Origin of the sequence: Herbaspirillum sp. RV1423 (genome assembly GCF_000577615.1) — a bacterium.
Lineage (GTDB): Bacteria > Pseudomonadota > Gammaproteobacteria > Burkholderiales > Burkholderiaceae_D > Herbaspirillum.
The window spans coordinates 17,932-30,333 of the sequence record NZ_CBXX010000035.1; the positions used below are offsets into that span (position 1 = coordinate 17,932).

Sequence of the window (12,402 nt, forward strand, 5' to 3'; positions counted from 1 at the left end):
AGACTATTTCGGAATCTGATTCGATTGATCTGCAGGATTCGCCGGAGTCGCCGGCGCAGCACCGGAAGCAGCCGATGTGGAAGGAATTGCAGCCGCGGGCGCAGGCAGATTGTCCATGACGCCGCCGCTTTGCGAAACGTGGTGATTGCCGACGAAAGCCAATGCAAGCGTCGCAGCAAAAAAGATCGCAGCAGCGACGCCGGTCGACTTCGACAAGAAATTGGAAGACCCCGTGGCGCCGAACAAGCTGCCCGACGCGCCCGAACCGAACGCCGCCCCCATATCAGCCCCCTTGCCGTGCTGCAGCAACACCAGACCGATGATCGTCAGCGCCGCCAGCACCTGAACCACAACAATAACAGTAAATAAAGTATTCATATAGCCATCTTAAATTAAAACAACAACAATCAGTTGCCTTGGGCAGCCTGGACAATCGCCAGGAAATCCGCCGCCTTCAAGGCTGCACCACCTATGAGGCCACCGTCGATATCCGACATGGCCAGCAATTCCCTAGCGTTATCGGGCTTCATGCTACCACCGTACAGGATTTGCACCCTGACAGCGGCGCCAGCATTCTTTGCGGCCAGTCTGGCGCGCAGCATCGCATGCACATCCTGCGCCATTGCCGGCGTCGCCGTCTTGCCTGTGCCGATGGCCCAGACCGGCTCGTAAGCCACGACAATTTTTTCCACATCGGCCGCATCCAGCACGGACAGCACGACATCGATCTGGCGACCGACCACGGCATTGGTCTGCCCTGCTTCACGCTCGGCCAGCGTTTCCCCAACACAAACGATAGGCGTCAAGCCCGACTTCAGCGCGGCGACTGCTTTCGCAGCGACAACTTCATCGCTTTCACCGTGATAGGCGCGACGCTCCGAGTGACCGACGATGACATATTTGCAGGCAAATTCGGCCAGCATCGCGCCCGACACTTCGCCGGTATATGCACCGCTTGCATGCGCGGAGACATCCTGTGCGCCCAATGCCAGCGCGGAACCGGCGACAGCCGCCTGCACTTGCGCCAAGTACGGCGCCGGCACGCACACCGCAATATCGGCCTGAACGCCGACAACAGCCAGACCGGCTTTCACATCGGCGATCAGGGCTGCATTGGCGGCGAGGCCGCCATTCATTTTCCAGTTACCGGCAACTAATTTACGGCGCATAAGAGGTGAAAATATTGAATAACCACGCATTCTATCGCGCCGCGGCAAACCCGGTCAAACCAAACGCCGCGGTATCTGGCGATCGATCACGCCAGCGTGAGCATGATCTTGCCCACATGCGCGCTGGACTCCATCAGCGCGTGCGCCTGCGATGCCTGCGCCAGCGGAAAAGTCTTGTAGATCACCGGCTTCACCTTGCCGCTCGCCAACAGCGGCCACACGCGGTCCAGCAGTTGTTTCGCTACATGCGCCTTGAACTCCACGGGGCGCGGGCGCAAGGTGGACCCGGTGATGGTCAGGCGCCGACGCAAAACCTGGCCCAGGTCGAGTTGCGCCTTGGCGCCGCCGAGCAAGGCGATGACGACGAGCCGGCCGTCGTCGGCCAGGGCCCTGATCTCACGCGGCAGATAATCTCCGCCCACCATATCGAGGATGACGTCGGCGCCTCGGCCATCGGTTGCCGCCTTGACGACCTGCTCGAAATCTTCAGTGCGGTAATTGATACCGCGCTCGGCGCCCAACTCTTCGCAGGCGCGGCATTTGTCGTCCGAACCGGCCGTCGCGAACACGCGATGGCCCAGCGCCGCCGCGATCTGTATCGCCGTCACGCCGATACCGGACGAACCACCTTGGACCAACAAGGTTTCGCCAGGGGCCAGATGCGCCCGGTCAAAGACATTGCTCCATACGGTAAAGAAAGTTTCCGGCAACGCTGCCGCCTGCAGTGGGCTCAAGCCTTGCGGCACCGGCAGGCATTGCGCCAACGGCGCGGCGCAGTATTCGGCGTAGCCGCCGCCCTGAACCAAGGCGCACACCAGATCGCCCTTTTTGAAGCCGCTATCGCCAAGCTCGCCGTCGACGATTTCGCCGGCCACTTCCAGCCCCGGCAAGTCGGAAGCTCCCGGCGGCACCGGATAATTGCCCTGCCGCTGGAACACATCGGGACGATTGACGCCGGCGGCATGGACCTTGATCAACACTTCGCCGCTTTTCAATTGCGGCTGCGGACGTTCGCACAACTGCAATACTTCGGGCGCGCCGAATGCGGTTATTTCAATTACTTGCATGGTTTTTCCTTTGCGCCTGAGCGGCGCAGTCGATGGAATATCAGCCGGCTACAGCGAAGCCGCTGCGCGCGCGGCAGTATCGTACAAACCGGAGGCGCTGCGCAGCAATTGCGCGGCCTCGCCGATCGCGTGGTTCTGGATGCCGCTGTCGACCTGCGCTTCAATCAGGCAGCGCTCGCGCACTTCCTTGTACTTCATGCACAACTGCTGGCCTTCTTCGGTCGTCGAAAACAGCAACTCCTTGCCGGCCTTTTCGCTTTGCACATAACCGGCCTTGACCAGTTTTTTGAGCGCGTAAGTCACAACGTGCGTATCCTCAATGTTCAGGACAAAACAAATGTCGGCGAGTTTCTTTTTGCGTTCGCGATGATTCACGTGATGCAACAAAGAGACCTCTATGGCCGTCATGTCTTTTGCCCCGGCCGCCATCATGCAGCGCATCATCCAGCGATTGAATGCGTTGCCGGCCATGATCAAAGCGTACTCCAGCTCGGAAAGCTCGGCGCTTCGCTCGGAAACCAGATGATTGGAGGAGACGATTTTGGTCGGGGATTTTTGTGTCACGGCCTGTTCCGGCGTGTTTTCCAAAGATTTGTCACTCATAAGCTATTTTCTGTCGAAGAGATATTCGTATAACCGTCGACACTATATAGCAAACTTAAAACAAATAATTTATCTATATATTGTCTATACCTTGCTTGAAATGTATGATCCTTCGGGATTAACGGGCCCAGTCCCTTCTGCATGATCCGGATGACATGATTCAACCTCAAATCCATTTTCTCGGCGACGGCGCCTTGTTGTGCAATTTGCCGCCGCCAGCCACCCTGGCGCACCAACAACGCATATGGAGCCTCGCCGAACTGGCCGCAAGCTGGCCCGAAATCAGTGAAGTCGTTCCCGGCATGAACAACCTGACGCTGATCCTGCAACGTCCGGTCAGGGACATGGATGCCGTATCGCAGCGCGTCCTTGACTCCTGGCCGCACATCGACATCGGCCACCTCACCGGCCGCGACATCGACATCCCGGTCGTCTACGGCGGCGTCGGCGGCCCCGATCTTGACGTGATCGCCCGCCACACAGGCTTATCCGCCGAAGAAGTCATCCGGCGCCATAGCGAAGGGAAATATATCGTCTACTTCATCGGCTTCATGCCGGGCTTTGCCTACATGGGCGGCCTCGATCCGCAACTTGCCACGCCGCGCCAGGCCGAGCCGCGGCTGTCGATCCCGGCCGGCTCGGTCGGCATTGGCGGCGAACAGACCGGCATCTACCCCCTGACATCGCCGGGCGGCTGGCAACTGCTGGGACGCACCGCACTGCCGCTGTTCCAGCCGATGCAGAATCCGCCGACCTTGCTGCGCCCGGGCGACCGCGTCCGCTTTATCGTGGAACGGATCGAAAAATGCTAGAAGTCATCCAACCCGGCCTGCTCACTTCGGTGCAAGATCTCGGCCGCACCGGACATCGCCAGCTCGGTATCAATCCCGGCGGCGTCCTCAATACGCTCGCGCTCACCGCCGCCAATCTGCTGGTCGGCAATCCTGCCGGCACGGCCGGCCTGGAAATCACCATGGGCGCATGCGAATTCCGCTTCACCGCCGACACGCGCCTGGCGCTCGGCGGCGACGACTTCGATGCACGGCTTGACGGCAAGCCTGTCGCCCCGTACTGGAGCGTCCCGGTCAACGCCGGCCAAATCCTCAAACTGTCCAATATCGGTCCCGGCGGCGCGCCAGGCATTCGTTCCTACCTGGCTGTCGCAGGCGGCATCGATGTGCCTGAATGCCTGGGATCGCGCAGCACCGATCTGAAAGCCGGTTTCGGCGGCCATGAAGGCCGTGCGCTACGCAAAGGCGACCGGTTGCCGCTGGGCGAAGCAGGCATCAAGGCGACAGGCCCGGCCTTCGGCGTCCGCTCTCCGCAATGGAGCGGTCTTGGCACACACCAGAACGACAGCAGCAAGCTGCTCACCCTGCGTGTGCTGCCCGGCCCGGAGTACGAGCAATTCACCGTCGCCGCCAAAAATGCCTTGTGGCAGGACAAATGGCGCATCACGCCCAACAGCAATCGCATGGGCTACCGTCTCGAAGGACCGGAGCTCAAGCGCAAGCAAAGCCGCGATCTGCTCTCGCATGGCGTGGTGCCGGGCGTCATCCAGGTGCCGCCGTCGGGCCAGCCCATCATCCTGATGGGCGATGCCCAGACCACTGGCGGCTATCCCAAGATCGGCGTGGTGATCGCGGCCGACATGTGGAAGCTGGCGCAAGCGCCGCTGAACGCCTTGCTGCGGCTGCAACCATGCGATCTGGAACAAGCCTTGCATGCATGGGAGGAACAGCAGCGCTACCTTGCCCATGTCCAACAAACCATTGCCGCGCTCGACTGGTCGCGCGCCACGCAATACAGGAAATAAGGACGGATCATGCAAATCGATCTCAATGCCGATCTCGGCGAAGGCTGCGACAACGATGAAATGCTGCTGACACTGGTCAGCTCGGCCAACATCGCCTGCGGCTGGCATGCCGGCGACGCCAACACGATGCGCCGCAGCGTGCGCTGGGCAATACGGAACCATGTCGCCATCGGCGCCCATCCGAGTTTCCCGGACCGTGAGAATTTCGGCCGCAAAGCAATGCAATTGCCGTCCGAAGAAATCGTCAGCGGCATGCTGTACCAGCTCGGCGCGCTGGATGCCATCGTGCGCGCGGAAGGCGGCCGCCTGGCGCACGTCAAGCCGCACGGCGCGCTCTACAACCAGGCCGCAAAAGACGCCGTGCTGGCCGACGCCATCTGCACCGCAGTACGTGCATTCAATCCCGACCTGGCGCTGTTCGGCCTGGCCGGCAGCGAGATGATCGCGGCCGCCGGACGCGCCGGCCTGACCGCCATCGAAGAAGTCTTCGCCGACCGCGCCTACAACCCCGACGGCAGCCTGGTCAGCCGCACCCAACCGGGCGCGCTGATCGAAGACGAAGCGCAGGCCATCGCGCAAACGATTTCACTGGTCAAGGACAAGCAGGTCACGGCCATCGACGGCAGCGTCGTCAAGGTCAACGCGCAAACCGTCTGCCTGCATGGCGACGGCGCGCATGCCCTGGAATTCGCCCGCCAGATCCGCACGCGCCTGGGCGCCGAGCGCATCGCCATCCGCGCGCCGTCATCAGTTGCCATTTAGCAGTCGTTCCATCTTGTTCCGTCTTGCCCAGTTGTCATTTTCATCGCCAGCAGTCATTCAACAACATTTTTCATGTAGAGGAGATAGCCCATGGACAGCTCGATTTTGCTACCGTTGATCGGGATTCCGATCGTCGTCGCCGGCTTTGCGTTCCGGTTCAATCCATTGCTGGTGGTGACCGTCGCCGGTCTCGCGACCGGCCTGGCCGTGGGCATGGACTTCGGCATGCTGCTGGAAACCTTCGGCGAAAAATTCGTCAACAGCCGTTCGCTGGCGACCTTCCTGCTGATCCTGCCGATCATCGGCCTGCTGGAGCATTACGGTTTGAAAGAGCGTGCACAGGCCTGGATTTCCAGCATCGCCAGCGCCACCTCGGCACGCATCCTTATGCTCTATTTCCTCGTGCGCGAAGGCACCGCCGCACTCGGCCTGATCTATCTCGGCGGCCAGGCGCAAACCGTGCGCCCACTGCTGGCGCCCATGGCTGAAGGCGCGGCAGTCAGCGCTTACGGCGAAGACCTGCCGCAGCACATCCGCGACAAGATCAAGGCGCACTCCGCCGCCTGCGACAACATCGCGGTATTCTTCGGCGAAGATATTTTCATCGCCTTCGGCGCCGTGCTGCTGATGGATGCCTTCCTCAAGGAAAACGGCATCACCAACATCGAACCGCTGCATCTCGGCTTGTGGGCCATCCCGACCGCCCTGAGCGCGCTGATCATCCACATGTTCCGCCTGACCCGCCTCGATGCCGGCATCCGCCGCGATGTCGAAGCATGGAAGAAAACCGGCAACAACCCAAGCGAGGTGCCAGCATGAGTACTCTGATCACCATCAACCGCATTTACTATCTGGTCGGCTTCATCGTCATGCTGCTGGTCGGCATGACGCTTAGGGACAAGGGGCATCCCAAGCGCTATACGACGGCGCTATTCTGGTTCCTGTTCGGCTCGATCTTCCTGTTCGGCGACATCATGGTCGACCAGCTCGGCAAGTCGCTGGCCTATCGCGTCATCGGCGTGATGGTCATCCTGATCTCCCTGATCGCCGGGACCGGCATGTTGTCGACCGGTTCCTACCCGACCACCAGCGATGAAGAGCGCAAGGCGTCGTCGAAGCGCTTCGGCAACTGGCTGTTTTTCCCTGCCGTCCTGATCCCCGTCATTACCGTTGCCTGTACCGTGCTGCTCAAGGGCGTATCGGTCGGCGGCGTGTTCCTGCTCGATCAGAAGCAACTCACGCTGGCGGCCTTGTGCGTAGCCTGTATCTGCGCGTTGCTGGCCGGCTGGAAGCTGACCGGCGGCTCGCCGCTGCAGGCAGTGCGCCAATCCCGGCGCCTGGTGGATTCGATCGGCTGGGCGGCCATCCTGCCGCAGATGCTGGCGATGCTGGGCGGCGTTTTCGTCGCCGCCAAAACCGGCAATTCGGTGCAGCAGGTCGTCAGTCTGTTCGTCAATCCGGACAACCTGTTCCTGGTGGTCGCCATCTACTGCGTCGGCATGGCGCTGTTCACGATGGTGATGGGCAACGCGTTTGCCGCCTTCCCGGTCATGAGCGCAGGCATCGCACTGCCCTTCCTGATCGTCGGCCATCACGCCAATCCGGCGCCGCTGGTGGCAATCGGCATGTACTCCGGCTACTGCGGCACGCTGATGACGCCGATGGCGGCCAACTACAACATCGTGCCGGCGGCGCTGCTGGAGCTCAAGGACAAGTACCAGGTCATCAAGGTGCAGATTCCGACGGCGCTGACGCTGCTGACGGTCAACGTCTTCCTGATGTATTTCCTGGCATTCCGCTGACGCCGTTTGCGGCCGGTGGGATACCGGCCGCAAACGCGCCTTTCAACAACGTTCAACCGGAACATTCCCATGCAACTCGACATCGACCTGGCCGCGGCATACACCGAGATGCCGCTGACCTATCTCCGCCAGGAATACCCGAATCACATCATGCACGTGCTCAACGATGCCGGCGACGTGCTGTCGCCGCGCGCGCTGCACCCGGTATTCTACGGCTGCTACGACTGGCATTCCGCGGTGCACGGCTACTGGCTGCTGCTGCGCTGCATGCGGCTGTATCCATCGCTGCCGACGCAGGACAGGATCACGGCCATTTTCGATGAGCATTTCACGCCCGAACTGATACAGCAGGAAACGGCCTACTTCCAGGTGGGCGGCCGCGCATCGTTTGAACGGCCTTACGGCTTCGGCTGGATTCTCGGACTGGAGCAAGAACTCGCCGCATCGCCGCACCCGCGCGCCGCGGCCTGGAGCGCCGCGATGCAGCCGTTGACCATGGAAATCCGCAAACGCCTGCTCGACTATCTGAGCAAGCTGACGTATCCGATTCGCGTCGGCACGCATTACAACACCGCCTTCGCGCTGGCGCTGGCGATCGACTATGCGCGCGCGGCAAACGACGGCGAACTGGAAAACGACATCATCGACGCCTCGCAACGCTACTACGGCAAGGACGAGAGCTATCCCGCGCATTACGAACCGGGCGGCGACGAATATATCTCCGCAGCCCTGACTGAGGCGCTACTGATGAGCAAAGTGCTGGATGAAGCGGCGTTCCCGAACTGGTTCAACCGGTTCCTGCCGCGCATCGATCAGGTCGGACAATTGATGCAACCCGCGCAGGTCAGCGACCGCACCGACCCCAAGATCGCGCACCTCGACGGCCTCAACCTGAGCCGTGCCTGGTGCATGAAGCACATCTCCCGCCATTTGCCGGCCGATCACCCTGCGCAAGCTGCATTGACCGCGGCGGTGGAACGCCACCTGAACGCCAGCATCGGCCATGTCGTCGGCAGCCATTACAGCGGCGGCCATTGGCTGGCCAGCTTTGCGTTGCTGGCGCTGGAAGGTTGAGACAGACGGAGCCAGTCCACGTAAAAAAACGGCACGAATGCCTAATGCCGTTCAGTTAAGCCTATTTTCCCATCCGTCGTCCCAGCGCACGCTGGGGCCCGGTGTCGTGAAGACGTCCAATACGACGCTGGGTCCTGACTTTCGTCAGGACGACAGTTGTGATGAACTGACAATACGGTAAGTAGCTTTTTACACTTGACTGAACGGCATTAGGCATTCGTGCCGGATTTTTACTCTGCAATCTTGGCTATTGCGTCGAGGCTTCGTCATGCGGCTTATCCGGCGGCGTATCGATGGCGCTGGAAATTACCCGCGCGCTGCGTTTGAACGTCAGGTACGCCCAGGCCCAATCGCTCATCACCAGCAAGCGATTGCGGAAACCGATCAGGAAATACACGTGGACGAAGAGCCAGAACAGCCACGCCGGATAGCCTGAAAACTTCAGCTTGCCGACCATCGCCACCGCAGCCTTGCGGCCTATCGTCGCCAGCGATCCGTAATCGCGGTACACAAAACCCTCGAGCGGCCGGCCCGCGATTCTGTTGACGATATTGCGCGCGGCGACACGCCCCATTTGCTTGGCCGCAGGCGACACGCCGGGAACCGGCTTGCCGTCCGATATGGCAGCGGCAAGGTCGCCGATGACAAAAATTTCGTGATGACCGGGAATCGACAAATCACTTCCCACCACTACCCTGCCGGCGCGATCCAACGGTACATTGAGCGACTTGCCGAGTGGCGATGCGGCCACGCCGGCCGACCAGATCACAGTGCGCGACGCCAGTCTCTGCTCGCCGTCCTTGTCGGTATAACGCACGCATTCGCCGTCGATGTCGATGACGCGGCTGCCGGTGCGCACGTCGACGCCGAGCTTGCCAAGTTGCTTGCGGGCTTTTTCAGACAAATCGGGAGGATAAGCCGCGAGTACGCGGTCCGAGCCTTCCAGCAAAACCACCCTGGCCTGCTGCGGGTCGATGCGGCGGAACTCGCCGCGCAAGGTGTGCCGGGCGATTTCAATCAGCGTGCCGGCCATCTCGACGCCGGTGGCGCCGGCGCCGATCACGGTAAAAGTCAGCCATTCGTCGCGGCGCACGGGATCGTCTTCGCGCTCGGCGTATTCGAAGGCCATCAGGATGCGACGACGAATATCGAATGCGTCTTCCAGCGTCTTCAATCCGGGCGCCAGGGAAGCCCATTCGTCATGCCCGAAATAACTGTGCGTCGAACCGGCTGCCACGATCAGATAGTCGTAAGCGATTTCGCTGCCGTCTTCGAGCGCAACCGCCTTGCGCGTTGTATCGATGTTGCTTACTGCCGCCATGAGGCTGGTGACGTTGCGCTGCGACGCCAGGATACTGCGGATCGGCGCGCTGATCGCGGGCGCCGACAAGCCGGCTGTGGCTACCTGATACAGCAGCGGCTGGAACAGGTGATGATTGCTGCGGTCGATCATGGTGACGTCGACATTGGCATCGGCCAGTTCCCGCGCGGCGGCAAGGCCGCCGAAACCGCATCCGATGATAATCACGTGAGGCATGATGGCTCCTTTCACATTCTGCTGAAACGATGGTCCCGTTGCTCCCGAGACAGTCCTGATGGTGAAGTGAATCGGCATTGTCTCAGAGAACAAACGATCCGCCTAACGCCGACAAATGCAAACGCGGTCCCAAAAAACAAAATCCCCCCGGACTTTCGTCCAGGGGGATTCAGATACTGCCAGAGAATTGCTGACGGATGAGGCAATGCCCGCCTCCGCCAGGCTTTACTCCATTACTGCGCGTCTTGCGAAGCGGGCGCTTCCGCACCTTCTTCCGACTGTGCTGCCTTCATCGACAGTTTCAGGCGGCCGCGGTCGTCGGTTTCCAGAACCTTGACGCGGACTTGCTGGCCTTCCTTCAGGTAATCGGCAACGGCGTTGACGCGCTCGTTGGCGATCTGGCTGATGTGCAGCAAGCCGTCTTTGCCCGGCAGGACCTGGACGATGGCGCCGAAGTCCAGCAGCTTCAGGACGGTGCCTTCGTAGGTTTTGCCGACTTCCACGGAGGCGGTCAGCTCTTCGATGCGACGCTTGGCTTCCTGGCCGGCACCGGCGTCGACGGAAGCGATGGTGACCACGCCTTCATCGCTGATGTCGATCTGGGTGCCGGTTTCTTCCGTCAGCGCGCGAATCACGGCGCCACCCTTGCCGATCACGTCGCGGATCTTTTCCGGATTGATCTTGATGGTGATCAGGCGCGGTGCGAAGTCGGACAGTTCCGCCTTGCCGGCAGGAACGGCCTCCTGCATCTTGCCGAGGATATGCACGCGGCCTTCCTTGGCTTGTTCCAGCGCGACTTGCATGATTTCCTTGGTGATGCCCTGGATCTTGATATCCATTTGCAGTGCGGTGATGCCGTTGGCAGTGCCCGCCACCTTGAAGTCCATGTCGCCGAGGTGATCTTCATCGCCCAGGATGTCGGTCAGGACGGCGAACTTGTTGCCCTCTTTGATCAGGCCCATGGCGATGCCGGCGACGTGCGCCTGCATCGGCACGCCGGCGTCCATCAATGCCAGGCAGCCGCCGCAGACCGAAGCCATCGACGAGGAACCGTTGGACTCGGTGATTTCCGAGACCAGGCGCACCGAATAGCTGAATTCTTCAGCAGGCGGCAAAGCCGCAACCAGCGCACGCTTGGCCAGGCGGCCGTGACCGATTTCGCGGCGCTTCGGCGTACCGACGCGACCGGTTTCGCCGGTCGCGAACGGCGGCATGTTGTAGTGGAGCATGAAGCGATCGGAGTATTCGCCCATCAGCGCGTCGATCTTTTGCTCGTCGCGTGCGGTGCCCAGGGTCGCGATGACCAGCGCCTGCGTTTCGCCGCGGGTGAACAGCGCGGAACCGTGAGTGCGCGGCAATACGCCGGTACGGATGGTGATCGGACGTACGGTGCGTGTGTCGCGGCCGTCGATGCGCGGTTCGCCGTCGAGGATTTGCGAACGGACGATCTTGGCTTCGAGGTCGAACAGGATGCCGCCGACTTCCGCGGAGTCGGCCGCCGATGTACCTGTCGCTGCGTCAGCCGCCAGCGCCGCGTTGACTTCGGACGTCACGGTCTTCAGTTTTTCGGTGCGGGCTTGCTTGTCCTTGGTTTGATAGGCTTCGCGCAGCTTGCCGTCGGCCAGTTCGGTCACGCGTGCGATCAGCGGCTCGTTCTTCGCAGGAGGCGCCCATTCGATTTCCGGCTTGCCGCCGTCGCGCACCAGTTCATGGATCGCGCTGATGACGGCCTTCGATTGCTCGTGACCGAACACAACCGCACCCAGCATGACTTCTTCCGACAATTGCTTCGCTTCGGATTCGACCATCAGCACGGCGGTTTCGGTGCCGGCGACGACCAGATCCAGTTGCGAGGATTTCAGTTGGGTCGTGGTCGGGTTCAGGACGTACTGGCCGTCGATGTAACCGACGCGCGCGGCGCCCACAGGGCCGTTGAACGGGATGCCGGCGATCGACAATGCGGCCGACGAAGCGATCATCGCCGCAATGTCGGGATCGATTTCAGGATTGACGGATAGAACGTGCACGATGACCTGCACTTCGTTCAGGTAACCTTCCGGGAACAGCGGACGAATCGGACGGTCGATCAGGCGCGATGTCAGTGTTTCCTTTTCGGAAGGCTTGCCTTCACGTTTGAAGAAGCCGCCGGGGATACGGCCCGCAGCGTAAGTCTTTTCAATGTAATCGACGGTTAATGGGAAAAAGTCCTGACCTGGCTTGGCATCCTTGCGCGCCACGACCGTTGCCAGCACAACAGTGTCTTCAATCGACACGACGACTGCACCGGAAGCCTGGCGAGCGATTTCGCCGGTTTCCAGCGTGACTTGGTGCTGTCCATACTGGAAGGTTTTAGTAACTTTATTGAACACGGTATTTCCTTTCTATATTGAACCCCTGCGCTGCCTTGCTTTGCAGTGATTCTTTTTTGCCGACAGATTTTCAGGCGCTGTCGTTCACCTCACCACAGATGCTTGTCGTCAACGAAACAACCGGCAAACGACAATCCACCTTACGAATCACGATCATTGGATAGGATCGCGGTACTGCAAAGAAATTTGCGGATCGTAATCGG

Annotated in this window: 12 protein-coding genes; 6 read left to right on the top strand and 6 right to left on the bottom strand. The window is 60.8% G+C overall.

Going from position 1 to position 12,402, the window contains the following annotated elements; translation table 11 throughout:
* Window positions 1–3 precede the first annotated feature (3 nt).
* The 4 genes from secG to RV1423_RS22640 form a co-directional block, all read right to left on the bottom strand.
* Window positions 4–378 (bottom strand): preprotein translocase subunit SecG, encoded by a 375-nt coding sequence (secG, locus tag RV1423_RS22625; protein WP_081768956.1) that lies wholly within the window; start codon window positions 376–378, stop codon window positions 4–6.
* Window positions 379–407: 29 nt separating this feature from the next.
* Entirely contained in the window at window positions 408–1,169 is a 762-nt protein-coding gene (gene tpiA, locus RV1423_RS22630) for a triose-phosphate isomerase (protein WP_081768957.1), read from the bottom strand.
* 86 nt (window positions 1,170–1,255) lie between these two features.
* Window positions 1,256–2,236 carry an NAD(P)H-quinone oxidoreductase gene (locus RV1423_RS22635; RefSeq protein WP_034301794.1) on the bottom strand — a complete coding sequence of 327 codons (981 nt, stop codon included), beginning with the start codon at window positions 2,234–2,236 and terminating at the stop codon, window positions 1,256–1,258.
* A 48-nt stretch (window positions 2,237–2,284) separates the two neighbouring features.
* A complete protein-coding gene (locus tag RV1423_RS22640) occupies window positions 2,285–2,839 on the bottom strand; it encodes a winged helix DNA-binding protein (protein WP_051516864.1) in 555 nt (184 codons plus the stop codon).
* Between the two features lie 155 nt (window positions 2,840–2,994).
* Between RV1423_RS22640 and pxpB the strand changes: the two genes are divergently transcribed.
* The 6 genes from pxpB (at window position 2,995) to RV1423_RS22670 (ending at window position 8,293) form a co-directional block, all read left to right on the top strand.
* On the top strand, window positions 2,995–3,651 hold the full coding sequence (gene pxpB / locus RV1423_RS22645; RefSeq protein WP_034301797.1) for a 5-oxoprolinase subunit PxpB: 657 nt from the start codon (window positions 2,995–2,997) through the stop codon (window positions 3,649–3,651).
* Window positions 3,645–4,655 (top strand): biotin-dependent carboxyltransferase family protein, encoded by a 1,011-nt coding sequence (locus tag RV1423_RS22650; RefSeq protein ID WP_034301800.1) that lies wholly within the window; start codon window positions 3,645–3,647, stop codon window positions 4,653–4,655. The genes pxpB and RV1423_RS22650 overlap by 7 nt, the downstream gene beginning before the upstream one ends.
* 9 nt (window positions 4,656–4,664) lie before the next feature.
* Complete coding sequence (gene pxpA, locus RV1423_RS22655) at window positions 4,665–5,417, top strand: 5-oxoprolinase subunit PxpA (RefSeq protein WP_034301803.1); 753 nt, start codon at window positions 4,665–4,667, stop codon at window positions 5,415–5,417.
* A gap of 90 nt (window positions 5,418–5,507) precedes the next feature.
* Window positions 5,508–6,236: a DUF969 domain-containing protein gene (locus RV1423_RS22660; RefSeq protein WP_034301805.1), complete on the top strand. Its 729-nt coding sequence runs from the start codon at window positions 5,508–5,510 to the stop codon at window positions 6,234–6,236.
* Window positions 6,233–7,219 (top strand): DUF979 domain-containing protein, encoded by a 987-nt coding sequence (locus tag RV1423_RS22665; protein ID WP_034301807.1) that lies wholly within the window; start codon window positions 6,233–6,235, stop codon window positions 7,217–7,219. The genes RV1423_RS22660 and RV1423_RS22665 overlap by 4 nt, the downstream gene beginning before the upstream one ends.
* 69 nt (window positions 7,220–7,288) lie before the next feature.
* On the top strand, window positions 7,289–8,293 hold the full coding sequence (locus RV1423_RS22670; protein WP_034301809.1) for a DUF2891 domain-containing protein: 1,005 nt from the start codon (window positions 7,289–7,291) through the stop codon (window positions 8,291–8,293).
* Between the two features lie 247 nt (window positions 8,294–8,540).
* Here RV1423_RS22670 and RV1423_RS22675 read toward each other — a convergent pair whose 3' ends face one another.
* The gene (locus RV1423_RS22675) at window positions 8,541–9,830 is read right to left on the bottom strand and encodes an NAD(P)/FAD-dependent oxidoreductase (RefSeq protein ID WP_034301811.1); all 1,290 of its coding nucleotides are present in this window, start codon (window positions 9,828–9,830) and stop codon (window positions 8,541–8,543) included.
* A gap of 233 nt (window positions 9,831–10,063) precedes the next feature.
* A complete protein-coding gene (gene pnp, locus RV1423_RS22680; RefSeq protein ID WP_034301813.1) occupies window positions 10,064–12,199 on the bottom strand; it encodes a polyribonucleotide nucleotidyltransferase in 2,136 nt (711 codons plus the stop codon).
* Between the last annotated feature and the right edge of the window lie 203 nt (window positions 12,200–12,402).

Bases quoted from the DNA above. Each gene is read 5' to 3' on its own strand.
- RV1423_RS22670 (WP_034301809.1), top strand. From the start codon at position 7,289: ATGCAACTCGACATCGACCTGGCCGCGGCATACACCGAGATGCCGCTG.
- RV1423_RS22635 (WP_034301794.1), bottom strand. From the start codon at position 2,236: ATGCAAGTAATTGAAATAACCGCATTCGGCGCGCCCGAAGTATTGCAG.
- RV1423_RS22660 (WP_034301805.1), top strand. From the start codon at position 5,508: ATGGACAGCTCGATTTTGCTACCGTTGATCGGGATTCCGATCGTCGTC.
- RV1423_RS22650 (WP_034301800.1), top strand. From the start codon at position 3,645: ATGCTAGAAGTCATCCAACCCGGCCTGCTCACTTCGGTGCAAGATCTC.
- secG (WP_081768956.1), bottom strand. From the start codon at position 378: ATGAATACTTTATTTACTGTTATTGTTGTGGTTCAGGTGCTGGCGGCG.
- pxpB (WP_034301797.1), top strand. From the start codon at position 2,995: ATGATTCAACCTCAAATCCATTTTCTCGGCGACGGCGCCTTGTTGTGC.
- RV1423_RS22665 (WP_034301807.1), top strand. From the start codon at position 6,233: ATGAGTACTCTGATCACCATCAACCGCATTTACTATCTGGTCGGCTTC.
- pxpA (WP_034301803.1), top strand. From the start codon at position 4,665: ATGCAAATCGATCTCAATGCCGATCTCGGCGAAGGCTGCGACAACGAT.
- tpiA (WP_081768957.1), bottom strand. From the start codon at position 1,169: ATGCGCCGTAAATTAGTTGCCGGTAACTGGAAAATGAATGGCGGCCTC.
- RV1423_RS22675 (WP_034301811.1), bottom strand. From the start codon at position 9,830: ATGCCTCACGTGATTATCATCGGATGCGGTTTCGGCGGCCTTGCCGCC.
- RV1423_RS22640 (WP_051516864.1), bottom strand. From the start codon at position 2,839: ATGAGTGACAAATCTTTGGAAAACACGCCGGAACAGGCCGTGACACAA.